Raw genomic sequence first — 23,881 nt, 5'->3', positions numbered from 1 at the left:
CGTCGAGCAACAGCGCGGTCGGCTCACGGACCAGCGCTCGCGCGAGCGCCACACGCTGTCGCTCGCCGCCGGACAACTGACGCGGCCTCCGGTCGATCAGATGCTCGATCCCGAGCAGGCGCGATGCCCAATTGACCTTCTTCTCGATCTCGGTGCGGGGGACACGCTGGGTCCGCAGCGGAAAGGCAATATTGTTGCGCACCGTGTAGTGCGGATAGAGCCCGTAGCTCTGAAACATCATTGCCACGCCGCGAGCTCGCGGTGGAACGTCATTGACGATATTGCCGTCGATAACGAGGTCGCCGCTCGTCTGCCTCTCGAGCCCGCAAATGATGCGGAGAAAGGTTGTCTTTCCGCAACCCGAGGGCCCAAGCAGGACCACGAACTCGCCGTCCGGTACCGCCAGCGAAATGCCGTTGACCGCGAGAACTTCATCAAACTTCTTGACGATATTGCTCGCAGATACCGTAGCCATTGGTCATCCTAGCAATAGTGGTCTCCCGCCGCACCGATTGCTCGGCGGCGCGTCGCTCCTGTCTGCCCTTTTGCTTCCAGTCTGCGCCGGGGCCTGCGTGCGAACCGGGCCCCGAGGCGCCGGCAATCACCTCACGCCTTGTGTTGCCACTTGGTGAAGATGCCTTCGCACTGTTGCGCAGCCCATTTGACCGACTCTTCGGCCGTCATCGCGCCGGTTGCCGCCTTCGCCATCATGTCGCAAATGATGAAGTCGTTGTAGACCTCGTCCGTCGCGGGCGTTGCCGGCCCGGGATAGCCTGGGACGGCGGACCATTGGTCCGAGGTCTGCAGCGCAGCCAACTTGTCGCGCGGTGTCGACGTTGGATCATCCGACAGCAACGGCATCGGTTTCGGTACGATATTGGCGAAGATCGGGTTGTTGTACCCGGAACTCGCCTTGAAGGCTTCGATCCAGTTGTCGGCGTAGTATTTGAGAAACTCGATCGCCGCATCCTGGTTCTTGCCGAACTTCCAGATTCCGTAGAATTCCGAAGCGCCGCCCATCAACCGACGCACGGGACCCTTGGGCGGCTCCATGATGAAGATGTCGTCCGCCACTTTCTTGTTGAGTTGCTGGGCCGTCCGATAGGCCGAGATCGGGTTGATGATCAGCGAACTGACGCCCGAGTCGATGTACTGGTTGTTGCTGGCATCACTCCACGACAGGACCTCCGACGTCATCGCCTCCTTGTAGAGGGCAGCTGCGAACTTGACCGCCTCGACCGATCCCTTGCTGTTGAGAACGACATGCTGGCCGGCTTCGTCCTGAACGGCGCCCCCATAGCTCCACAGGACGCCACGCCACGTCGTGTTCGGATCGTTCGAGTGACCGAGCGAAATCCCGACCGGGTGGCCCTTCTTCTTCAGCTTTGCGCCGCCGATCCGCACATCGTCCCACGTCTCGGGCTTCATGCCGATCCCGTCCCACTCGCTCTTGCGGTACATGGCCGGGAAATTGATGTAATAGTCGGGAAAGGCGGACCAGGTGTGGTCGTCCTGGTTGTAGCCGATCTGCCGCCCGATCACGCTGACCTTGCCGTATTTCTTCTCGACCGACTCGACCAGGCTGGTCACGTCGACCAGGAACTTGCGGTAGAGATGCGCCCCGCCGGCGCCATTCCATCCGAACAGATCGTGGCCGGATCCGGCCGATGCTTCGGCCGCTGCGCGGGCGGCCACGTCCTGCACCGGAATGTGGTCGACCGAGACATCGATGTGGTTCTTCTCGCCCCAATCCTTGGCGAATTTGTCGAACCATTTGTCGTAGGCAGGAACGAAGTGGCTCCATTGCACGATCGTCAGCGTCTTGGTGTCGGCCATGGCGCGCGATGCAAAGGGTGCGGACAGTACCGGAGACGCACTGGCGGCGGCGAGAGCGAGGCTGGTGTCCCGCAAGAACCGGCGCCGGGTGATGGACGAAGGTCTGACTGTACTCATGTTGGGCTCCTCCCGGTTGTTTGCCGATTTGCTCGGCAGCGGTTGGATGAGGCGCGCCCCAGTCGATGAAATATCTGCCTCGTCGATACGCGTGTGAACCTTCAACGAGACGATCCAACGAGAGGTTCCATGAGACTTTCGAACAAGCCTCTCGTCGCGCTTCCCTTCCCCGCTGATGTCGCCTGGAGGCTGGAATCTAGCCCCGACCGCCGTGGCCAACGTCACCAATGCTGACGTTGCAGACGATCCCGGCCGCGATCGCGGTGCTGATCGCGACTGCGTGGGCGGGGCTTTGACGTGTCTGGGTCGATCCAGAAGCGAACTTTTGTGCGGTCTCGCAAATTGTTCAACACCGCAGCCGAGACCGATGGTGCAAAATGGCCCTTCTACAGGCGTTGTCGCGCCTTTGTGCAAGAGCGGTGGTACCCCGGGTTCGGGTGTAGGTTGAAGGTGATCGAAATGACGAATGAGCCCACTTCAGCACCTTGCGGCTGCGGCAAGGTCAAGCTCCAGATCGTCGGGACTCCAATCTTGCGAGGCATTTGCTATTGCGCGAGTTGCCAAGAGGCAGGTCGCCGGTATCAAGCAGCGTCCGGTGTGGACTCAGTCTTGGCCGAAGATGGCGGCACAGATTACGTTGTGTATCGCAAGGATCGAGTACGCTGCGTCCGGGGTTGCGACTTTTTGGAGGAACGACGGCTGAAGCCAGCGTCGCCGACGAGGCGAATGTACGCGCGCTGCTGTAACACGGCCATGTTCCTCGACTTCACCAGGGGTCACTGGCTCACGGTCTATCGGGGCCGCCTTCCCAACGATATCCCACCGGCAACGATGCGGATGATGACCGCCGAACGGCCCGAGGGTGTGATTTTGCCTGACGATATGGCCAATTATCCGGGCCACTCCGGAAAATTCATGCTGAAGTTACTCGGTGCGTGGATGGCGATGGGGTTCAGACGACCGGTCGTCGATGGCGTACCATAGGCGCTGAGCCTGCGGAACCGTCCCTGGCATACCTGTCGGTCATCCCGTCAACCACCAGGTCTGGATCGTGGCCGCCAGGTTGTTCAGCCCATGCAGCACGATGGTCAGCCAGACCGAGCCGGTGCGGAAGCGCAGGTAGCCGAACAGCAGGCCGATCGACAGCACCTCGCATAGGAAGAACCAGTCGTACTGGAGATGCATCATCGTCCAGACGATCGCCGACAGCACGATCGCGCCATACGGGCCAAGCCGGGATTCCGACCAGCCGCGATACAGCCAGCCGCGCGCGAACAGCTCCTCCCAGATCGGCGCAGCGACCGCGAAGGCGATCACCAATAGCCACATCGCGCCGTCTTCCTGCGCCGATTTCAGCACATCCCCCATGAAGCCGGGGACCACCTCGCGGCCGGCCGCACGCGACACCATGTCCCAACCGCCGATCAGCACGGCCATCGCCACGGCGCCGATCAGGAAATTGCGCCACGACGTCCAGTGCAGTCCGAGGTAATCGGCGAACGATATCCGCGTCGGGCGGATCGCAATCCACAGCGCCAGCAGCACCATCGGCAGGCCCGCCATCACCGAGAGCGAAATCGTCAAACCGCTGGCGACCACATGGGTGATGCCTTCAGTGGATAGCGGCGCGCCCTCGCGCAGCACGTAGTAGATGATCACTGCGAGCTGGCCGAGGAACATCGCGGCGAAGATCAGCAGGCCCCACAGCGCCGTGCCCCAGAACTTCCAGACCCGCGGCGGACGCGGCGGCGGTTCGATGTTCGCAGGCGGCAGTTCGGGATTGAGTGCGTCCATCAGCAGGCCTTCATGGCAGGGCGCGCACAAGCAGCGCGCGCTGGTCATCGTCAGACAGGTCGATCGCGCCGTACATACCGGGGTGGTTTCCGGCGAGCCGCGTCGCCGCGAACAGTTCGGCATTCGCAGGCGCGACCTGGTTCAGCGCTGCAGCCGCGGCGAGCAGCGCCAGCCTCTCCACCGCAAGGCGCGCCACGCGCTCGCTGTCGGCCCGGCGGAAGGACTTGCCGATCAACCCAACCGTTTCGGCCGCGCCCGGCAGGCCCTTGGTTTCGTCGGCAAGCGCGCGCAGCACGGCCAACGCAGCATCGGCTTCGCGGCCGAGCGCGCGCAGCACGTCGAGGCACATCACATTGCCGGAGCCTTCCCAGATCGCGTTGACCGGCGACTCCCGGTAATGCCGGGCAAGAATGCCCTCCTCGACATAGCCGTTGCCGCCGAGACACTCCATCGCCTCATAGAGGAACGGCGGCGCGCTCTTGCAGACCCAGTATTTGATCGCAGGCGTCAGCAGCCGCATGTAGGCGGCTTCGCCTGTAACGAGCGGCGCGCGATCGAAGGCGCGGCAGAGCCGCATCACCAGCGCGATCGACGCCTCGACATGCAGCGCCATATCCGACAGCACGGCCTGCATCAGCGGCTGGTCGGCGAGATGCTTCTGGAACACGCTGCGATGCCGGGCGTGATGCAGCGCATGTGCAAGCCCAGAGCGCATCAGCCCGGCAGACGCAATCGCACAATCCTGCCGCGTCAGCTGCACCATCTGGATGATGGTGCGGATGCCCTTGCCCTCCTCGCCGATCAGCTCGGCATAAGCGCCGTGGAATTCCACCTCTGACGACGCGTTGGAACGGTTGCCGAGCTTGTCCTTCAGGCGCTGGAAGTGGATCGCATTGACCGCGCCGTCGGGCGCGAAGCGCGGCATGAAGAAGCAGCTCAAGCCCTCCTTGGCCTGCGCCAGCACCAGGAACGCATCGCACATCGGCGCCGACATGAACCATTTGTGACCGGTGATGCGGTAGGCATCGCCGTCGCGCTCCGCGCGCGTCATGTTGGCGCGCACATCGGTGCCGCCCTGCTTCTCGGTCATGCCCATGCCGAGCGTCATGCCGCGCTTGGTCCACCACGGCGCAAAGCTCGGGTCGTAGGAGCGCGTGCCGATCACAGGCATGGTCTTCGCCAGGATCTCCGGCTGCGAGGCGAGCGCCGCGACCGACGCACGCGTCATCGTGATCGGACAGAGATGGCCGGTCTCGACCTGGGAGGCGATGTAGAACCTTGCCGCCCGCACCACCTCGGCCGCTCCGCCGGCCGGCTTGCCGTCGGCGGTCCAGGTCGAATTGTGCACGCCGGCATGCGCTGAGTGCGCCATCAGCTCGTGATAGGCCGGATGAAACTCGACCTCATCGCGGCGATTGCCCTTGGAGTCGAACAGCCGGAGCTTCGGCGTGTTCTCGTTGGCGACGCGACCGCGCTCCGCCATCGCGGCGGAACCCCAGTGCTTGCCGAAATCCGCGAGCTCGGCGGTGGCCCCTGCCCCGCCATTGGCCGCGACCGCTGCGACCAGCGGCGCATCCGCCGTGAACAGGTCGACGTTCTCGAACGGCGGCGACTGGTTCAGCACTTCGTGGGTGGCAAAAGAAGCCTGCGTCATGGTTGTGTCTCGGACCCGTCAGGAATCAATTGCGACGCGAAGGTATCGCGAAATCATAGGCTTGTCCGCCCGCTCCCGGCAGCGAAAAGTGCCACCATTCCTTCGAATAGTTCACAAATCCCTGCCTGGCCATGGCGGCCAACAGCGTGTTCCGCCAACGCCGCTGTGCCGGCGTGATAGAGCTGGCGGCGGTGTGCCCCTTCGCATCGGAGCAGTCATAGCCGGTGCCCATGTCGACACTGCCCTCCGGCGCGCGTGCCGCCACCGGCGCGGTGCAGTCGGCGTAATTGCGCGCGGGATCGAACTTGCCCGAATTGTCGGCCGTGAGATCGACCAGGGTGAGATCGAGGGCAGCTCCTGTCGAATGACCGGAATGGGTGGCTATGTAACCGAGCCGAAACAGATCCGCCTTCGAGAAGTCCGGATTGTAGCGCCGCTCGGCCGCGGTTTCCCTGCCGTTCTTCGACCACGCCACCATATCGGCGACGGCGCGGCCCGGCCGGTAGCAATCGAACATCTTGAGCGAGAGCTTTCGCCGCGCGAGTTCCTGCTGCACGGCCTTGAGGCGAAGCCCCACCTCCCGCTTCACCACGCATTCGCCGGCGCCGTAGCCCGCGATCGGCCGGCCCATGAAGTTGTTGGAGGTGGCGTAGCGGATGTCCTGGATGATGGTCGGATCGATATCCCGGAGGAACACGAACCCGTCAGGCAGGTCCCGCGCGACGGCCGGCGACATCCAGGCTGCGAGGCCAGCTGCGATCATGACAATTTTCACAAGGCGCACCTTCATTCTCCTGCCCCTTCTCCCGCCCCTTGGCCTCCCCCCTGACATCTCGGCATGGACGGGTCCGGTCATCCACGTCCGCTTTTGGGGCAACTTCAAGCATGCCTGAGACAAGGCCAGGCCTGACCGTCAAAGCCCCGGCGCTGTTACTCGGGGATAACTTCCATCGCCCCTCTTCGCGCTTGCCCCTCGGGCCATCCGCGCCTATAGCTCTCGCTTTAATGACCCCATCATTGAAATCGACTTTCGTCCTTGGTCACCGGCATCTGCTGGGCATCGAGGGCCTTTCCGCTGACGACATCACGGGCCTGCTCGACCTCTCCGAGGAATATGTCGAGCTCAACCGCCAGGTCGACAAGAAACGCGCTTCGCTGCGCGGCCGCACCCAGGTGAACCTGTTTTTCGAGGCCTCGACCCGGACCCAGTCCTCGTTCGAGATCGCCGGAAAACGGCTGGGCGCCGACGTCATGAACATGTCGGTGTCATCGATGTCCACCCGCAAGGGCGAGACGCTGATGGACACCGCGGTGACGCTGAACGCGATGCACCCGGATATCCTGGTGGTGCGCCACCACGCCTCCGGCGCGGTCGAGCTGCTGGCCCGCAAGGTTGACGGTTCCGTGATCAATGCCGGCGACGGCAGCCACGAGCATCCGACCCAGGCGCTGCTCGACGCGCTGACCATCCGCCGTAACAAGGGCCAGATCGAGGGGCTGGTGATCGCGATCTGCGGCGACGTGCTGCATTCACGCGTGGCGCGCTCCAACATCCTGCTGCTCAACACGATGGGCGCGCGCGTCCGCGTGGTCGGCCCCTCCACGCTGTTGCCGCCCGGCATCGAGCGGATGGGCGTCGAGGTCGCGCGCGACATGCGCGAGGGGCTGAACGGCGCCGATATCGTGATGATGCTGCGCTTGCAGCGCGAGCGCATGAACGGCTCCTTCGTCCCGTCCTCGGCCGAGTATTTCAACTATTTCGGCCTCGACAAGAAGAAGCTCGGCTACGCCAAGCCCGATGCGCTGGTGATGCATCCCGGCCCGATGAATCGCGGCGTCGAGATCGACACCTTCGTCGCAGACGGCGCGCAGTCGCTGATCCGTGAACAAGTTGAAATGGGTGTGGCAGTGCGCATGGCGGTGCTGGAAGCGCTCGCCCGCAACCTGCCGAATGCGTGACGCCATGCTGACTGACCGACGCCCCATCCTGCTCGCCAACGCCCGCGTCATCGATCCCTCGCGCGATTTCGACGGCCCGGGTGATGTCCTGATCGCCGACGGCGTGATCCGCGACGCCAAGCGCGGCATCGGCGCCGCCGGCGTCCCCGAGGGCACTGACGTCGTCAATTGCGCCGGCAAGATCGTGGCCCCGGGTCTGATCGACATGCGCGCCTTTGTCGGCGAGCCCGGCGCGAGCCACCGCGAGACCTTTGCCTCCGCAAGCCAGGCCGCAGCCGCCGGCGGCATCACCACCATCATCTGCCAGCCGGATACGTCGCCGGTGATCGACAATTCGGCGACCGTCGACTTCGTACTGCGCCGCGCCCGCGACACCGCGATCGTCAACATCCATCCGATGGCGGCACTCACCAAAGGCCTGCAGGGCCAGGAGATGACCGAGATCGGCCTGCTGAAGGCCGCCGGCGCGGTCGCCTTCACCGACGGCGACAAGAGCGTCACCAATGCGCAGGTGATGCGCCGCGCGCTGACCTATGCCCGCGATTTCGACGCGCTGATCGTGCATCACACCGAGGATCCCGACCTCGTCGGCGAAGGCGTGATGAATGAGGGCGAGTTCGGCACACGGCTCGGGTTGATGGGCATACCCACCGCCGCCGAGTCGATCATGCTCGAGCGCGACATGCGGCTCGCGGCGCTGACCGGCGGCCGCTACCACGCGGCCTCGCTCACTTCGATAGAGTCGCTCGATATCCTCAAACGCGCCCGCGACAGCGGCCTCGATGTCTCGGCCTCGGTCTCGATCAACCATGTGACGCTGAACGAGAACGATATCGGCCCCTATCGCACTTTCCTGAAGCTGTCGCCGCCGCTGCGCACCGAGGACGACCGCAAGGCGCTGGTGGCAGCCCTCGCCTCCGGACTGATCGACGTCGTGATGAGCGACCACAATCCGCAGGACGTCGAGGTCAAGCGGCTGCCGTTCGCCGAAGCCGCCAGCGGCGCGGTCGGCCTGCAAACCATATTGCCGGCCGCCTTGCGGCTGATCCACAATGGCGAGATGGACTTCAAGACGCTGATCCGGGCGATGTCGACCCGGCCGGCGGAAATTCTTGGCCTGCCCGGCGGCACGCTGCGCGCGGGCGCGCCGGCCGACGTCATCGTGATCGATGCCGACACGCCCTGGGTGCTCGATCGCGACGACCTCAAATCGCTGTGCAAGAACACCCCGTTCGACGATGCCCGGTTCTCGGGTCGCGTGATGCGGACGATCGTCGGCGGCCGCACGGTGTACGAGCATGTCTGACCCGTGCCACAGTGGCGGGCACGACCGGAGGCGCAGCCATGGGTGACGGGTTCCTCATTGTCGCGTTCCTGATCGGCTATCTCTGCGGGTCGATCCCGTTCGGCATGATCCTGACCAAGCTTGCCGGCACGCAGGATCTGCGCTCGATCGGTTCGGGCAATATCGGCGCCACCAACGTGCTGCGCACTGGGCGCAAGGGCCTCGCGGCGGCGACGCTGATCGGCGACATGCTGAAGGGCACGGTCGCCGTCATCATCGCGGGCTATATCGGCGGCCCCAATGCGGCGATGATCGCCGCGCTCGGCGCGTTCCTCGGCCATCTCTTTCCGATCTGGCTCAAGTTCCGGGGCGGCAAGGGTGTCGCCACCTATATCGGCGTGCTGCTTGGCCTGTTCTGGCCCGCCGCGCTGATCTTTGCCGCGATCTGGCTCGCCACCGCCTTCACCACCCGCTACTCGTCGCTGTCGGCACTGGTCGCGGCCTTCGTGACGCCGATCTTCCTGTGGTGGTTCGGCCACAACGCCCTCGCCTCGCTGTTCGCGGTGCTGACGCTTCTGCTGTTCTACATGCACCGCGAAAACATCAAGCGCCTGCAGGCCGGCACCGAAGGCAAGATCGGCGAGAAGAGGTGACGCATCATTCCGGGGCGATGCGCAGCATCGAACCATGGCGCGCAATTGCGCGCCTGGGAATCTCGATATTCCGGGCTCGCGACTGCGTCCCGCCCTGGAATGACTGTCTCTAATTTCGCAAGGCCCCTTCAACAAAACTCGCCGCCGCCAGCGCCCGCGCGTCGGCGCCGAACGGCGCGATGACGGTCACGCCGACGGGCAAGCCACCCTCGGCAATAAGCGCCGGCACGTTGACGCAGGGCACGCCCATCAGCGTCCACAGCCGATTGTAACGGGGATCGCCAGTATACGATAACCCCTTGGGCGCAGCGCCCGGCGCCGACAGCGTCAGCAGCACGTCGACCTCGTCAAAAACGGCTGATAGCGCCTGCCGGGCACTCAACGCGACGTTCATCGCCGCATCGTAATCGCGCGCCGTGATGCCCTTGCTCTCGTCGAGCCGGCCGCGCAGCAGCGGCGGCATCGCATCATAGTTCTGCCGGTACTCCCAGGCGAACGACTGATGCGCCTCGAAATCCTGCACGATGGGATGGATGCGCCAGGCCTCCGCGACGATGTCGGGCATGGCGAGCTCGCGCACCGATGCCCCGGCCCGCTCCGCGGCGCGCGACGCCGTCTGCAGCGCCGCCGCGCCTGATGCCTCCGGCGCGCCGGCAAAGGCCTGCGTCACAACGCCGATCCGCGGCGTCGCGACCTCCGGCGGCACCACGAGCTCCGGCCGGTTGGTCATCGCTGAAAGCCCCAGCGCGACGTCGCGAACGCCCGACGCAAACAGCCCGACGGTATCGAGCGTCCAGGAGAAGCATTTCACGCCGACGGTCGGCAGCAACCGGTAGCTCGGCTTGATCGCGGCGACACCGCAGAACGAGGCCGGCCGGATCACCGAGCCGCCGGTCTGCGTCCCCAGCGCCAGCGGGATCATTGCCGCGGCGACGGCTGCCGCCGAGCCCGACGACGATCCGCCGGGCGTATGCGCATGATTATGCGGATTGAGCGTGGCGGTCGGATCGTTCGCCGCGAACGCCGTCGTCGTGGTCTTGCCGATGATGGTGGCGCCGGCCTGCTTCAGGGCCATCACCACGGGCGCATCGGCACGCGGCTGATGCCCGCGATAGATCGCGGCGCCCATCTCGGTCGGGACATCGGCGGTATCGATGATGTCCTTGATGCCGACCGCGATCCCGCGCAGCGGCCCGGCGCCTTGCGCGCGCGCCTTCTCGTCATAGCGAACGAAGGCGCCGATGGTCGCCCGGTCCGCGCCGACCGCCTCCAGCGATTGGCCGATGGCCGCCTCGGGCGACAGCGCGCCCTGTGCGATCCGCCGTTGGAGATCGGCGAGTGAAATCATGGCGCGCCCCTCTGCTGCTGTCGACGGTTTGTCGTAGCGCGTCGTGCGGGGTGTGCCAATGAGACCGTTGATCACAATCCTCTCTTCGGCGAAGCTGGATCCGGCATGCACGACCGTCCGCACGGACTTTCCGACGCCGAACGGCTCAATCGTCTCAGGTTGATCCGCTCCGACAATGTCGGCCCGCGCACTTTTGCATCGCTGCTCCGCCATTTCGGCGATGCGGCGACCGCGCTCGAACGCCTGCCCGACCTCGCGCGCCGCGGCGGCGCGTCGGGATCGGGCCGCATCTGCAGCGAGGCCGACGCCGCCGCAGAACTCGCCGCCTGCGGAAAATTCGGCATCGACCTGGTCGCGCCCGGCGAAGCCCATTATCCGTCGCGGCTTGCCACCATCGACGACGCCCCGCCGCTGCTCGGCGTGCGCGGGGCGTGCGATGCGCTGATGCGGCCGATGATCGCGATCGTCGGTTCGCGCAATGCCTCCGGCGCGGGCCTGAAGTTCGCCGGACAACTTGCGCGCGATCTCGGCGACGCGGGCTTTGTCGTGATCTCCGGCCTTGCCCGCGGCATCGACCAGGCGGCGCATCGCGCCAGTGTCACGAGCGGCACGGTCGCCGTGCTGGCCGGCGGCCACGACAGGATCTATCCACCCGAGCATGAGGACTTGCTGGCCGCACTGCTCGATCAGGGGGCCGCGCTCTCCGAAATGCCGCTCGGCCGCGTGCCGCGGGCGCGCGACTTTCCTCGCCGCAACCGGCTGATCTCGGGCGCGTCGCTCGGCGTCGTCATCGTCGAGGCCGCGCATCGCTCCGGCTCGCTGATCACGGTGCGGATGGCGGCCGAACAGGGCCGCGAAGTCTTTGCGGTGCCGGGCTCGCCGATCAATCCGCGCGCCGCCGGCACCAACGATCTGATCAAGCAAGGCGCGACGCCGGTCACCGAGGCCGCCGACATCATCAACGCGGTCGCACCGATCATGGAGCGGCCGATCATGCTCGGCGTGCGCGAAGACGACGAGCCGCTGGATTTCGCCACCGATCCGAGTGATCGCGCCCGCATCGTCAGCCTGCTCGGCCCGAGCCCGATCAGCCTCGACGATTTGATCCGGATGGCCGGTGTGCCGCCCGCGGTCGTCCGCGCGGTGCTGCTCGAACTCGAGCTCGCCGGCAAGCTCGAACGCCACGGCGGCGGCCTGGTGTCGATGATTTAGCGCAAATCCAATTCCGCCATCCTGAGAGTCTGAGAGCCTGCGCAGCAGGCGTGTCGAAGGATGCACGGCCCCGCAACTTCAGCGCAGAGAGAGCCGGGCCGTCGCCCCTTCGAGACGGCCGCTACGCGGCCTCCTCAGGGTGACGGGGACGGTTACATCCCTCACTCATTCCGCGTGTCGAACTTGCTCCGCGCGCCCTCGATCTCCGGCAGATGCGCGATGGCCCATTCGCCGAGCGCCTTCACCGGCTCGGCTAGGCCGCGGCCGAGATCGGTCAGCTCGTAGTCCACCCGCGGCGGGATGGTCGGGAAGATCGTGCGCGTCACCAGGCCGTCGCGCTCCAGCCCGCGCAGCGTGAGCGTCAGCATCCGCTGCGAGATGCCGTTGATCATGCGCTTCAACTCGTTGAAGCGCCGTGGTCCGTCGATCAGCATCATGATCACGAACACGCTCCATTTGTCGCCGACACGTGCCAGCACCGAGGCGACGGCCTTGCAGTCGCCATGGTCGGGCCCGGGCATAGGTGGCAGGGCGGGCACACGGATGTTCTCGGGTCTCATTGCTGTGCTCGGGTTTCAAAAATGTGCGTTCTTGCGGAGATTTAGGGCGGTCACTCATATAGCGCCAGTTACAAACCTATACCAAAGGTGACCCCTGCCATGAAACTTCTGCACATCGATTCCTCCGTCCTCGGCCCTCACTCCGTCAGCCGCCAGGTTTCCGCCGCCGCCGTCGAGCGGCTGCGCCAGGCCAATCCCGGCCTCGTCGTGACCTATCGCGACCTGACCCAGACCCCGCTCGCCCACCTCTCCGGTTCCCACCTTGCCGCCGGCCAGGGCGCGACGCCGGAACCGTCGCTGCGCGACGATATCGCGGCCGGTCAGGCGGTGCTGGAGGAGTTTCTGGACGCCGACATCGTCGTGATCGGTGCGCCCATGTACAACTTCACGATCCCCTCGCAACTCAAGGCCTGGATCGATCGCGTCCTTGTGGCTGGCAAGACGTTCAAATACGGCGCCGGCGGCGTCGAGGGACTGGCCGGCGGCAAGCGCGTCATCATCGCGATCTCGCGCGGCGGCTATTACGGCGCCGGCACGCCGATGGCCGCGCTCGAACATCTCGAAACCTATCTGCGCGGAGTGTTCGGCTTCATCGGCGTCACGAATCTCGAGTTCATCTCCGCCGACGGCATCCAGGTCGGTCCTGAGCATCGCGAGAAGGCCGTTGCCGGTGCGCTGCAGGCCGCGAGCACCCTGAACGCAGCCTAAAAGCTGCGGGCCTGCCGTCGCCGCGATGACGGCAGGCCTTTCGTTCACTTCAGTAAAGTTACAACCAGACGCCCTGCACTCCGCAAATGACGGCGACGAGCGAAATCAGCAAGCCGATGCCGGAAAATATTGCGACCGACACAAGCTGGGACGTATCGAAATCCTTCTCCCCGGATACGGACGAAACCGGAACCGGGATCGACGTCGAGATACGGGCTGCTTTAGGCATCATTCACTCCAAAAAATTCCTTAGTGATGAAAATCCCCGTCCTTGAGAGAGTCCCTTCAGCCTCGACGAAGGTTCAATGCAATTTGGGTCGCGCGAGAAAAACCCGCACATGAAACGGCCGACGTGACTCGCGCCACGTCGACTGTTTGAACGATCTGAAATGATCAGCTTGTTCCGCAACAATACGAAGCTGCCATGACAGTTCAACCCGATCGCAGCGCGCGTCAGCCGCGATAGATCGGCGCGCCCGCGGGTGAAGCCGTCGCGCCGCCGTCGACGAACAGTTCCTGCCCTTGCAGATGCGCGGAATCGTCCGACGCAAGGAACAGCACCGTTTTCGAAATGTGATCTGGTTCACCTAGGCGCCCGAGCGGCGTGCTCTTGGCGATCCGCGCCTCGAGCATTTTCTCCGCTTCCGGCGTCGCGATTGCCGCGCCCCAGATCGGCGTACGCACCGCGCCGGGCGCCACCACGTTGACGCGGATCCCGCGCGGCGACAGTTCCGACGCGATCACCCGCGCCATTGCACGCACGCCGGCCTTGCTCGCCGCATAGGCCGAATAGCCGGGATTGCCCAGCACCGAGATTACCGAGCCGTTGAGGATGATGGACGCGCCGTCGTTGAGATAAGGCGCGGCCGCCTGCACGGTGAAGAACACGCCGGTGAGATTGGTTCGGATCACGTTCTCGAATGCCGAAAGCGTGGTGCCGCCGACCGGCGTCTGGCCGGGGATACCGGCATTGGCGAACACGATGTCGTATTTGCCGAATTTGTCCGCGCCCTGCCCCACGGCGGCTTCCAGCGCTGCGACGTCGGTGGCGTCGGCCACCACCGCAAGCGCGTTCGGCCCGAGTTCCCTCGCTGCCGCCGCCAGCGTCTCTTTGTTGCGTCCGGTGATGACGACCTTCGCGCCCTCGGCCACGAAGAGTTTTGCGGTCGCAAGGCCGATGCCGCTGTTGCCGCCGGTGATCAACGCCGTCTTGTTCGCCAGTCTCATGTCCGCCTCCAACGTGGTTGCATTATTAAACTCGGTTGCCCACGTAAGGTATCTGGTTTAATAATGCAACCACACAAGGACGTGATCGCACGCCCTTGTCCGGAGACAGACGTGGTGAAACGAACCAGCCTTGCAGGCGATGCCTGCCCGATCGCACGCGCCCTCGACGTGTTCGGCGACTGGTGGTCGCTCCTGATCATCCGCGATGCCAGCCTCGGCCGGCGCCGTTTTAGCGAATTCCAGGCGAGCCTCGGCCTCGCCAAGAACATCCTCGCCACGCGGCTGCGCGCGTTGGTCGAGCGCGGCATCCTGAAGACGGTCCCCGCCTCCGACGGCAGTGCCTATCAGGAGTATGTGCTGACGCCGAAGGGCCGCGGCATCTTCCCGATCCTGGTCGCGCTCCGGCAATGGAGCGAGGAGTTCGACGAGCACCCCGACGAGATCGCAACCATCCTGGTCGACCGCGAGAACGGCAAGCCGGTGAAGAAACTCGCGCTGTATTCGCGGGACGGCCGCGTGCTTCACGCCGCCGACACCGCGCTGAAGCCGCGGCCGGCGACGAAGCGTGCGCGGCGCGTAGTGCCGTAGCTAAGGGTCCGGTCACTGCGGCGCGCGCCCGTCCCCTCCGTCATTCCGGGGCGTGCGAAGCACGAACCCGGAATCCATCAAGCCGCAACGTTGGTGGTGGAATGGATTCTCAGATGCGCAATTGCGCATCGCTTGCGTCTTGAACGGGCGGTGACAAAAGAGCCCAGTCTCGCCGGGGAGAGCCCGTATAAGCCGTAAACCATCGCGCAGGGAAGGCCGGATTGCTCCGGTTACACCTGTGGTCCTACCCCCGAGCTTTCTACCATTGCTCGGGGCCCATGGGTGCGATCGGCACCCGGCTTTCCCTGCGCCCTCTGCTAACGAAGAGGGCGGAACGAAATGCAAAGCTCGGACAAATGATGTCGCGAGAATGCGAACGTACGACTCATTAGCGGTTCAACACATTCGCTGTCGTCCCTGCGAAAGCAGGGACGCAACCACGAATGTCTATTGTTGTGCGAAGCTGGAACGACGAATCCCCATCACGACAACCGCCGCGGAATATGGCTCCCTGCTTTCGCAGGGACGACGGAAGCGCACGACATCTTCCTCTCCCCTCACGACGGCTTCCGCCGGCTCCGCGCCCGCAACTGCTCGTCGGCTTCCAGCCGGGTCATCGCGAGCAGACGCTCGAGGACTTCGAATTTGTGGCGTTGGGCGAGTTTCGCGAATTCGGTCGCAGCCGCGCCGATCAGGACCAGGGCATCATCCGGGCTGTCCTCCCCACCTGTCCCGTCGTCTGCCGATCGGCCCCCTTCCGTTTCCGGCTGCCTCGTGTCCTGCTCAAAAAGCTGCTTCATCCCACCCAATAGAAGAAGAGATGGGCCCATTCCGGCCACAACTATAAGACGCATTTTTCAACCCTTGAGGTAGGATTTTGCTACCCAAACCTGCCCTTTCAATATCTGTCGATTTGACAGGGGCCGCCTCAGCACCCATGTTCGCCCCGAAACGGCGGACCGCGAGTCTAGCGGAATCCGTCTTCAAGTTTTCCCGTAAGCTATTGGAATGACATGAATATCGTCATTGTGGAGTCGCCGGCCAAGGCCAAGACGATCAACAAATATCTGGGATCCTCCTACGAGGTCCTGGCGTCGTTCGGCCATGTCCGCGACCTCCCGGCGAAGAATGGTTCCGTCGATCCGGACGCAAATTTCCAGATGATCTGGGAGGTGGACGCCAAGGCCGCCGGCCGGTTGAACGACATCGCCAAGGCGCTCAAGGGTGCCGACCGGCTGATTCTCGCAACCGACCCTGATCGCGAGGGCGAGGCCATCTCCTGGCACGTGCTGGAGGTGATGAAGGAGAAGCGCGCGCTGAAGGACCAGAAGGTCGAGCGCGTGGTGTTCAATGCCATCACCAAGCAGGCCGTCTCCGAGGCAATGAAAGCACCGCGCCAGATCGACGGTGCGCTGGTCGACGCCTACATGGCGCGCCGCGCACTCGACTATCTGGTCGGCTTCACCCTCTCCCCGGTGCTATGGCGCAAGCTGCCCGGCGCGCGCTCGGCCGGCCGCGTGCAGTCGGTCGCGCTGCGGCTGGTCTGCGACCGCGAGCTCGAGATCGAGAAATTCGTCCCCAAGGAATACTGGTCGCTGATCGCGACGCTGCTCACCCCGCGCGGCGAAGCCTTCGAAGCGCGCCTGATCGGCGCCGACGGCAAGAAGATCCAGCGGCTCGACATCGGCTCCGGCGCGGAGGCCGAAGATTTCAGGAAGGCGATCGAGGCTGCGACCTTCAAGGTCGCGACCGTCGAGGCCAAGCCGGCACGGCGCAACCCGCAGGCCCCCTTCACCACCTCGACGCTGCAGCAGGAAGCAAGCCGCAAGCTCGGCTTCGCGCCGGCGCACACAATGCGCATCGCGCAGCGGCTCTATGAAGGCATCGACATCGGCGGCGAAACCACCGGTCTCATCACCTATATGCGTACCGACGGTGTGCAGATCGCCGGCGAGGCGGTCACCCAGGCGCGCAAGGTGATCGGCGAGGACTACGGCAACGCCTATGTGCCCGACGCCCCCCGCCAATACCAGGCCAAGGCCAAGAACGCGCAGGAAGCGCACGAAGCGATCCGCCCAACCGACCTGTCGCGCCGTCCCGCCACGATCGGCCGCCGGCTCGATGCCGATCAGGCCCGGCTCTATGAGCTGATCTGGAAGCGCACCATCGCCAGCCAGATGGAATCGGCGGAGCTCGAGCGGACCACCGTCGACATCGAGGCCAAGGCCGGCGCACGCACACTCGAGCTGCGTGCCTCGGGCCAGGTCATCAAGTTCGACGGCTTCCTCGCGCTCTACCAGGAAAGCCGCGACGACGAGGAAGACGAGGATTCACGCCGCCTGCCCGCGATGAGCCAGGGCGAAGCGGTGAAGCGCCAGAGCCTTGCCGTCACCCAGCATTTCACCGAGCCGCCGCCGCGCTTCTCGGAAGCCTCGCTGGTGAAGCGGATGGAAGAGCTCGGCATCGGCCGTCCATCGACCTACGCCTCGATCCTGCAGGTGCTGAAGGATCGAGGCTACGTCAAGCTGGAGAAGAAGCGGCTGCACGGCGAAGACAAGGGCCGCGTCGTGGTCGCGTTCCTGGAGAACTTCTTCTCGCGCTATGTCGAATACGACTTCACCGCCGACCTCGAGGAGCAGCTCGACCGTATCTCCAACAACGAGATCGCCTGGCAGCAGGTGCTGCAGGATTTCTGGCGCGGCTTCATCGGCGCGGTGAACGACATCAAGGACCTCAGGGTCGCCGAAGTGCTCGATGCGCTCGACGAGATGCTGGGCCCGCACATCTATCCGCCGCGCGCGGATGGCGGCGATATCAGGCAGTGTCCGACCTGCGGCACCGGCCGGCTCAATCTGAAGGCCGGCAAGTTCGGCGCCTTCGTCGGCTGTTCGAACTATCCGGAGTGCCGCTACACACGGCCGCTCGCAGCCGACAGCGCCGAGAGCGCCGACCGCATCCTCGGCAAGGATCCCGACACCGGGTTCGATGTCGCGGTGAAGGCCGGCCGCTTCGGGCCCTATATCCAGCTCGGCGAGCAGAAGGATTATGAGGAAGGCGCCAAGCCGAAGCGCGCGGGCATTCCGAAGGGCACCTCGCCCGGCGATGTCGATCTCGAGCTCGCGCTGAAGCTGCTGTCGCTGCCGCGCGAGATCGGCAAACATCCGGAAACCGGAGAGCCGATCACCGCCGGCCTCGGCCGGTTCGGGCCGTTCGTGAAGCACGAGAAGACCTATGCCAGCCTCGAGGCCGGCGACGAGGTGTTCGACATCGGGCTGAACCGCGCGGTCACGTTGATCGCGGAGAAGATTGCCAAAGGTCCGAGCGGCCGCCGCTTCGGCGCCGATCCCGGCAAGCCGCTCGGCGATCATCCCACGCTCGGCGCGATTGCGCTCAAGAACGGGCGCTACGGCGCCTACGTCACCGCGGACGGCGTCAACGCGACAATCCCGAGCGACCGCGCACCCGACGAGGTCACGCTCGCCGAGGCGATCGCGCTGATCGACGAGCGCGCGGCCAAGGGCGGCGGCAAGGCAAAGGGCAAGAAGGCGAAGGCGGCGAAGCCTGCCAAATCGACAGCCAAGGCCGCTGCAAAGTCCGAAAAGGCCGACGGCGAGGCCGAGGCCAAGCCTGCGAAGAAAACCGCGGCCAAGAAGGCCGTAGCGAAACCGAAATCGGACGCCGCCAGCAAGGCGCGCGCGCCGGTCTCATCAGGCGCCAAGACGTCGGCCGCGAAGCCCTCGGGATCAACCAAAGCGCCCGCAAAGAAGAGCGCCGGCAAGGCAAGAGGATAAGTGAAACCAAAACACGACCATGGCTTTCCGGCCCGGGACGCCATCGTCGCCTTCATCCGCGCCAATCCAGGCAAGGTCGGCACTCGCGAGATCGCCCGCGAGTTCGGCCTGAAGAACGCCGACCGCGTCGAACTGAAGCGGATCCTCCGCGAGCTCGCCGAGGACGGCACGGTCGCCAAGCGCGGCCGCAAGATCCACGAGCCGGCCGCGCTGCCGCCGACCGTGCTCGCCGACATTACCGGCCGCGACAACGACGGCGAATTGATCGCCACGCCTGCCGAGTGGGATTCGGAGGAAAATGGCACCGCGCCGAAGATCCGCGTCGAGATCCCGCGCCGGCCGAAGCCCGGCACCGCTGCCGGGGTCGGCGACCGCGCCCTGCTCCGCGTCGAAGTCACCAATGAACGCGACGGCACGCCCTATCGTGGCCGCGTCATCAAGGTCATCGATCACGCCAGGAGCCGCATCCTCGGTATCTTCCGCCGCAACCCCGACGGCGGCGGGCGGCTGATCCCGGTCGACAAAAAACAGGCTGGCCGCGAGCTCAACATCGCCAAAGCCGACACTGCCGGCGCCGAGGACGGCGATCTCATCGCCGTCGACCTGATCCGCAGCCGCGGCTATGGGCTCGGCTCCGGCCGCGTCAAGGAACGTCTCGGCTCAATCGCGAGCGAGAAAGCGATCAGCCTGATTGCGATCCACAGCCACGACATTCCGCAGGTCTTCTCGCCCGCCGCTCTCAGCGAAGCCGAGGCGGCCAAGCCCGCAACCTTGCAGGGCCGCGAGGACTGGCGCGACGTGCCGCTCGTCACCATCGATCCGCCCGATGCCAAGGATCACGACGACGCGGTGCACGCCGAAGTGGACTCCGATCCGAACAACAAGGGCGGCTACATCGTCCATGTCGCGATCGCCGATGTCGGCTTTTATGTGCGGCCGGACTCGGCGCTCGACCGCGACGCGCTCCAGCGCGGCAACTCGGTGTATTTTCCCGATCGCGTCGTGCCGATGCTGCCCGAGCGCATCTCGAACAATCTCTGCTCGCTGGTGCCGGGCGAGCCGCGCGGTGCGCTTGCGGTGCGTATGGTGATCGGCCCCGACGGTCGCAAGCGCTCGCACACCTTCCATCGCGTGCTGATGCGCTCGGCAGCAAAACTCGCTTACGCGCAGGCGCAGGCGGCGATCGACGGCAGGCCCGACGACACCACCGGCCCCCTGCTCGATCCGATCCTCAAACCGCTGTGGTCCGCCTACGAGTTGGTCAGGCTCGCGCGCAACGAGCGCGATCCGCTCGATCTCGATCTGCCCGAACGCAAGATTCTCCTCAAACCGGACGGCACCGTCGATCGCGTAATCGTACCGCAGCGGCTCGATGCGCACCGGCTGATCGAGGAGTTCATGATATCAGCCAACGTCGCAGCCGCCGAGACGCTGGAGAAGAAGGGCCTGCCGCTGATCTATCGCGTGCACGACGAGCCGAGCCAGGAGAAGGTCCACAATCTCCAGGAATTCCTCAAGACGCTCGACCTGCCCTTCACCAAGTCAGGCGCACTGCGGCCCTCGCAGTTCAACCGCGTGCTCGCGCAGGTCTCGGGCGAAGACTACGAGCCGCTGGTCAACGAGGTGGTGCTGCGCTCGCAGGCGCAGGCTGAATACTCCGCGGAGAATTACGGCCATTTCGGCTTGAACCTGCGCCGCTATGCGCACTTCACCTCGCCGATCCGCCGCTACGCCGACCTGATCGTGCATCGCGCGCTGATCCGCGCACTCGGCCTCGGCGAAGGCGCGCTGCCGACGGACGAAACGGTGGAGACGCTCGCGGAGATCGCAGCGCAGATCTCCGTCACCGAGCGCCGTGCCATGAAGGCGGAGCGCGAGACCGCCGACCGCCTGATCGCGCATTTCCTTGCCGATCGCGTCGGCGCCAGCTTCCAGGGCCGCATCTCCGGCGTGACGCGTGCCGGCCTGTTCGTGAAGCTCGACGACACCGGCGCCGACGGGCTCATTCCGATCCGCACGATCGGCAGCGAATATTTCAACTATGACGAAACGCGCCACGCGCTGATCGGCTCGCGCAGCGGAACCATGTACCGGCTCGGCGACGTCGTCGATGTGCGCCTGGTCGAGGCCGCACCAGTGGCCGGTGCGCTGCGCTTTGAGCTATTATCCGACGGTCAGGCTATTCCGCGTGACAGAAAACGCGACGGCGCCAGAGCCGAGCGCCGCGCCAATGCACATCAGGAGCGGAAGGCACGCGGCAAGAAGAAAGACCGCAAGCCGGCAAAGCAAAAGTCCGGCAAATCGAAGCGAGGCAAATCATGGAAACGATAACCCCGCCCACGGTTGTCTGGACCCGCGACACCGCTCAGCCCGAGAAGCGCGACGTCTGGACTGCGATGAAACGCGGATTCCGCTGCCGCTGCCCGCGTTGCGGCGAAGGCAAGCTGTTCCGCGCGTTCCTCAAGGTCGATGACCATTGCTCGGTCTGCGGCCTCGATTTCACGCCGCATCGTGCCGACGATTTGCCCGCCTATCTCGTCATCGTCATTGTCGGCCATATCGTAGTACCGACGGTGCTGTGGATCGAGACCAACTATTCGCCACCGGTGTGGCTGCAACTGGCGATCTACCTTCCCCTCACCCTGGTCTCAGCCCTGGCGTTGATTCAGCCCGTGAAGGGCGCAGTTGTCGGATTTCAATGGGCGTTGCGCATGCATGGCTTTGACGAAAATGCCCCTAGCGACATCCCCCCGGTCTAGCTAAACGGGACGACAAGAAGAACCGAAAGGGATGAAATGACTGAAACTGCCACTGCCGTCCACCAAGGCGAAAAAGAAGCTGATCACCACGCCTATTTCAGGCCGAAGGATGCGGCAACGCTGATCCTGATCGATCGCTCCGGCACCAAGCCGAAGGTGCTGGTCGGCAAGCGTCACGACAAGGTGGTGTTCATGCCGGGCAAATACGTCTTCCCCGGCGGCCGTGTCGACAAGGCCGACAACCGCGTTCCCGTTGCCGCGCCGATCACCGCGGAGCTCGAAGCCAATCTGCTCAAAGGCAGCCCGAAGATCACGGCGGGCCGTGCGCGTGCGCTTGCCAATGCCGCCATCCGCGAGGCCTGCGAAGAGACCGGGCTCTGTCTCGGCCGCAAGGTCGAGAAGACGGTGAAGCTGGACGGGCCCTGGGGGCCATTCGCGGACGCCGGCCTGTTGCCCGATCCGTCCGGCCTGTTCCTGATCGCGCGCGCGATCACTCCGCCCGGCCGCGTCCGTCGTTTCGACACGCGCTTCTTCACCGCAGATGCCTCGGCGATTGCGCATCGTGTCGAAGGTGTGGTGCATGCCGACGCCGAGCTGGTCGAACTCGTTTGGGTCGAGATCGGCTCGGAGCCGCTCGCCGACGCGCATGCCATGACCAAGAACGTGCTCGCTGAACTCGACCGCCGCCTCGCCGCCGGCCCGCTCCGTCACGACGCGCCGGTGCCGTTCTTCCATTTCTACGGCGGCAAGATGCAGAAGGACGTGTTGGGAGCGTAGGCTCGCTCCCCCCTCCCGTCATTGCGAGCGAAGCGAAGCAATCCATTTCACTGCTTGCTGAACCATGGATTGCTTCGTCGCTTCTGCGCAAAATTGCTTTGCAATTTTGTCGCGAGCTCCTCGCAATGACGATGGTATAGACGACTGCAGACTTATCCTCCGGCCGTCCCTCAAATTGCAAGAATCTTCTGGCGTCGCCGGGATAGCGCGCCGCAGCCCGCCTCCCTATCTAATCTCCTAACGACCTCAACGACGGAACGCGGCGATGGCGAAGCGTCAACTCAAGCTCGGCGCGTTCATGCGGCCGATCAGCATCCACACCGGCGCCTGGCGCTATCCCGGAGCGTGGCCGGACGCCAATTTCAATTTCGTCCATATCAAGCAGCTGATCCGCAAACTTGAGGCCGGCAAGTTCGATGCCTTCTTCATGGCCGACCATCTGGCCGTCCTGAACATGCCGATCAATGCGCTGAAGCGCAGCCACACCGTGACCTCGTTCGAGCCGTTCACGCTGCTGTCGGCGCTCGCGGCCGTCACCGAGCACATCGGCCTGATCGCGACCGGCTCGACCACCTTCGACGAGCCCTATNCCCGCCGCTTCGCCTCGCTGGACCACATCTCCGGCGGCCGCGCCGGCTGGAATATCGTCACGACCTCCAATCCGGATGCGGCGCTGAATTTCGGCCTCGACGATCACATGGAGCATGCCGAGCGCTACAAGCGCGCCCGCGAGTTCTACGATGTCGTCACCGGCCTGTGGGACTCCTTCGCCGACGATGCTTTCGTGCGCGACGTCGAGTCCGGCCTGTTTGTCGATCCCGACAAGATGCATGTGCTCAATCACAAGGGCAAATATCTCTCGGTCCGCGGCCCGCTGAACATCGCCCGCCCGGTGCAGGGCTGGCCGGTGATCGTGCAGGCCGGTGCCTCCGATGACGGCAGGCAGCTTGCGGCAGAGACGGCGGAAGCCGTCTTCACCGGCGGCGGCAGCCTCGCCGACGGACAGAAGCTCTACGCCGACATCAAGGGCCGCATGGAGAAGATCGGCCGCGATCCCGAGCATCTGAAGATCCTGCCCGGCGCGTTCGTCGTGGTCGGCGACAGCGTCGAGGAAGCCAAGGAGAAGCGCGCGCTGCTCGACAGCCGCGTGCATTACGACAGTGCGATCGCCTCGCTCTCGGTGATCCTCGGCACCGACGCCTCCGGCTTCGATCCGGACGGGCCGCTGCCGCCGATTCCGGAAACCAACGCCAGCAAGAGCGGCCGGCAGCGCCTCGTCGATGTCGCCGCGCGCGACAAGCTCACGGTGCGCCAGCTCGCCCAGCGCGTCGGCGGCTATGGCGGGCTCGCCTTCGTCGGTACGCCGCAGACCATCGCCGACCAGATGGAGGAATGGCTGACGAGCCGTGGCAGCGACGGCTTCAACATCATGTTCCCGTATCTGCCGCAGGGATTGTTCGAGTTCGTCGACAGGGTGGTGCCGGAACTGCAGAAGCGCGGAATCTTCCGTACCGAGTACGAAGGGCGGACGTTGCGCGAGAATCTGGGCCTGCCGCGGCCGAAAAACCAGTTCTTCGAGGGTTAATCGGCCGGAATCGGACCGATCTGGAGCC

General features: G+C 64.9%; 22 protein-coding genes and 1 pseudogene. 14 read left to right on the top strand and 9 right to left on the bottom strand.

Features of this window, described 5'->3' with window-relative positions; genetic code table 11:
* Positions 1-475: ABC transporter ATP-binding protein (locus AS156_RS45325; protein ID WP_245313207.1), on the bottom strand; the 475-nt coding region annotated here is incomplete at its 3' end.
* Positions 476-606: 131 nt separating this feature from the next.
* Positions 607-1,953, bottom strand: coding sequence for an extracellular solute-binding protein (locus tag AS156_RS34935; protein ID WP_066514126.1), 1,347 nt, complete (start codon positions 1,951-1,953; stop codon positions 607-609).
* Positions 1,954-2,706: 753 nt separating this feature from the next.
* Between AS156_RS34935 and AS156_RS45320 the strand changes: the two genes are divergently transcribed.
* Positions 2,707-2,937 carry a hypothetical protein gene (locus AS156_RS45320; RefSeq protein WP_245313206.1) on the top strand — a complete coding sequence of 77 codons (231 nt, stop codon included), beginning with the start codon at positions 2,707-2,709 and terminating at the stop codon, positions 2,935-2,937.
* 39 nt (positions 2,938-2,976) lie between these two features.
* On the opposite strand, the gene AS156_RS34925 is transcribed toward AS156_RS45320, so the two are convergent.
* Genes AS156_RS34925 through AS156_RS34915 form a run of 3 tightly spaced genes read right to left on the bottom strand, consistent with a single transcriptional unit; the run spans position 2,977 to position 6,164 of the window.
* Positions 2,977-3,747, bottom strand: coding sequence for a CPBP family intramembrane glutamic endopeptidase (locus tag AS156_RS34925; RefSeq protein WP_066514124.1), 771 nt, complete (start codon positions 3,745-3,747; stop codon positions 2,977-2,979).
* Between the two features lie 10 nt (positions 3,748-3,757).
* A complete protein-coding gene (locus tag AS156_RS34920) occupies positions 3,758-5,401 on the bottom strand; it encodes an acyl-CoA dehydrogenase family protein (protein WP_066513902.1) in 1,644 nt (547 codons plus the stop codon).
* A gap of 25 nt (positions 5,402-5,426) precedes the next feature.
* Positions 5,427-6,164: a M15 family metallopeptidase gene (locus tag AS156_RS34915; protein ID WP_066513901.1), complete on the bottom strand. Its 738-nt coding sequence runs from the start codon at positions 6,162-6,164 to the stop codon at positions 5,427-5,429.
* 242 nt (positions 6,165-6,406) lie between these two features.
* Here AS156_RS34915 and AS156_RS34910 point away from each other — a divergent pair, with 242 nt between their 5' ends.
* The 3 genes from AS156_RS34910 to plsY are packed head-to-tail and all read left to right on the top strand — an operon-like array spanning position 6,407 to position 9,298.
* A complete protein-coding gene (locus AS156_RS34910) occupies positions 6,407-7,360 on the top strand; it encodes an aspartate carbamoyltransferase catalytic subunit (RefSeq protein WP_066513900.1) in 954 nt (317 codons plus the stop codon).
* Positions 7,361-7,364: 4 nt separating this feature from the next.
* Positions 7,365-8,666, top strand: a complete 1,302-nt coding sequence (locus AS156_RS34905) for a dihydroorotase (RefSeq protein WP_066514123.1) — start codon at positions 7,365-7,367, stop codon at positions 8,664-8,666.
* A gap of 38 nt (positions 8,667-8,704) precedes the next feature.
* Positions 8,705-9,298, top strand: a complete 594-nt coding sequence (gene plsY, locus AS156_RS34900; protein WP_066514122.1) for a glycerol-3-phosphate 1-O-acyltransferase PlsY — start codon at positions 8,705-8,707, stop codon at positions 9,296-9,298.
* A 109-nt stretch (positions 9,299-9,407) separates the two neighbouring features.
* Here the strand turns inward: plsY and AS156_RS34895 are convergent, their stop codons facing one another.
* A complete protein-coding gene (locus tag AS156_RS34895) occupies positions 9,408-10,646 on the bottom strand; it encodes an amidase (protein ID WP_066514120.1) in 1,239 nt (412 codons plus the stop codon).
* 105 nt (positions 10,647-10,751) lie between these two features.
* Here AS156_RS34895 and dprA point away from each other — a divergent pair, with 105 nt between their 5' ends.
* A complete protein-coding gene (gene dprA / locus AS156_RS34890; protein WP_066513899.1) occupies positions 10,752-11,858 on the top strand; it encodes a DNA-processing protein DprA in 1,107 nt (368 codons plus the stop codon).
* Between the two features lie 161 nt (positions 11,859-12,019).
* On the opposite strand, the gene AS156_RS34885 is transcribed toward dprA, so the two are convergent.
* The gene (locus AS156_RS34885; protein ID WP_066513898.1) at positions 12,020-12,418 is read right to left on the bottom strand and encodes a winged helix-turn-helix transcriptional regulator; all 399 of its coding nucleotides are present in this window, start codon (positions 12,416-12,418) and stop codon (positions 12,020-12,022) included.
* Between the two features lie 99 nt (positions 12,419-12,517).
* Between AS156_RS34885 and AS156_RS34880 the strand changes: the two genes are divergently transcribed.
* Positions 12,518-13,126, top strand: coding sequence for an FMN-dependent NADH-azoreductase (locus AS156_RS34880; protein ID WP_066513897.1), 609 nt, complete (start codon positions 12,518-12,520; stop codon positions 13,124-13,126).
* A gap of 86 nt (positions 13,127-13,212) precedes the next feature.
* Positions 13,213-13,401, top strand: a complete 189-nt coding sequence (locus tag AS156_RS43150) for a hypothetical protein (protein WP_160331189.1) — start codon at positions 13,213-13,215, stop codon at positions 13,399-13,401.
* 178 nt (positions 13,402-13,579) lie between these two features.
* Here AS156_RS43150 and AS156_RS34875 read toward each other — a convergent pair whose 3' ends face one another.
* Entirely contained in the window at positions 13,580-14,353 is a 774-nt protein-coding gene (locus AS156_RS34875) for a glucose 1-dehydrogenase (protein ID WP_066513896.1), read from the bottom strand.
* Positions 14,354-14,464: 111 nt separating this feature from the next.
* Between AS156_RS34875 and AS156_RS34870 the strand changes: the two genes are divergently transcribed.
* On the top strand, positions 14,465-14,941 hold the full coding sequence (locus AS156_RS34870) for a winged helix-turn-helix transcriptional regulator (RefSeq protein WP_066513895.1): 477 nt from the start codon (positions 14,465-14,467) through the stop codon (positions 14,939-14,941).
* Positions 14,942-15,498: 557 nt separating this feature from the next.
* Here AS156_RS34870 and AS156_RS34865 read toward each other — a convergent pair.
* On the bottom strand, positions 15,499-15,771 hold the full coding sequence (locus AS156_RS34865; RefSeq protein WP_136626594.1) for a hypothetical protein: 273 nt from the start codon (positions 15,769-15,771) through the stop codon (positions 15,499-15,501).
* A 183-nt stretch (positions 15,772-15,954) separates the two neighbouring features.
* Between AS156_RS34865 and topA the strand changes: the two genes are divergently transcribed.
* From topA to AS156_RS34840, 6 genes and pseudogenes are all read left to right on the top strand, one after another.
* Positions 15,955-18,732, top strand: a complete 2,778-nt coding sequence (gene topA, locus AS156_RS34860; protein WP_066513893.1) for a type I DNA topoisomerase — start codon at positions 15,955-15,957, stop codon at positions 18,730-18,732.
* The gene (gene rnr, locus AS156_RS34855) at positions 18,733-21,063 is read left to right on the top strand and encodes a ribonuclease R (RefSeq protein ID WP_066513892.1); all 2,331 of its coding nucleotides are present in this window, start codon (positions 18,733-18,735) and stop codon (positions 21,061-21,063) included.
* Positions 21,051-21,491, top strand: coding sequence for a DUF983 domain-containing protein (locus AS156_RS34850; protein ID WP_066513891.1), 441 nt, complete (start codon positions 21,051-21,053; stop codon positions 21,489-21,491). Before rnr ends, AS156_RS34850 begins: the two co-directional genes overlap by 13 nt.
* Positions 21,492-21,527: 36 nt before the next feature.
* Positions 21,528-22,268, top strand: a complete 741-nt coding sequence (locus AS156_RS34845; RefSeq protein ID WP_066513890.1) for an NUDIX hydrolase — start codon at positions 21,528-21,530, stop codon at positions 22,266-22,268.
* A 265-nt stretch (positions 22,269-22,533) separates the two neighbouring features.
* Positions 22,534-22,857 (top strand): annotated as a pseudogene (locus AS156_RS45315) (LLM class flavin-dependent oxidoreductase); the annotation flags it as partial.
* Position 22,858: 1 nt separating this feature from the next.
* The coding region (locus AS156_RS34840; RefSeq protein ID WP_245313205.1) for an LLM class flavin-dependent oxidoreductase at positions 22,859-23,853 on the top strand (995 nt) is incomplete at its 5' end.
* Between the last annotated feature and the right edge of the window lie 28 nt (positions 23,854-23,881).

The sequence above is a fragment of the Bradyrhizobium macuxiense genome, from assembly GCF_001542415.1.
GTDB classification, from domain to species: domain Bacteria; phylum Pseudomonadota; class Alphaproteobacteria; order Rhizobiales; family Xanthobacteraceae; genus Bradyrhizobium; species Bradyrhizobium macuxiense.
This window is presented reverse-complemented; position numbering and strand designations above follow the sequence as displayed.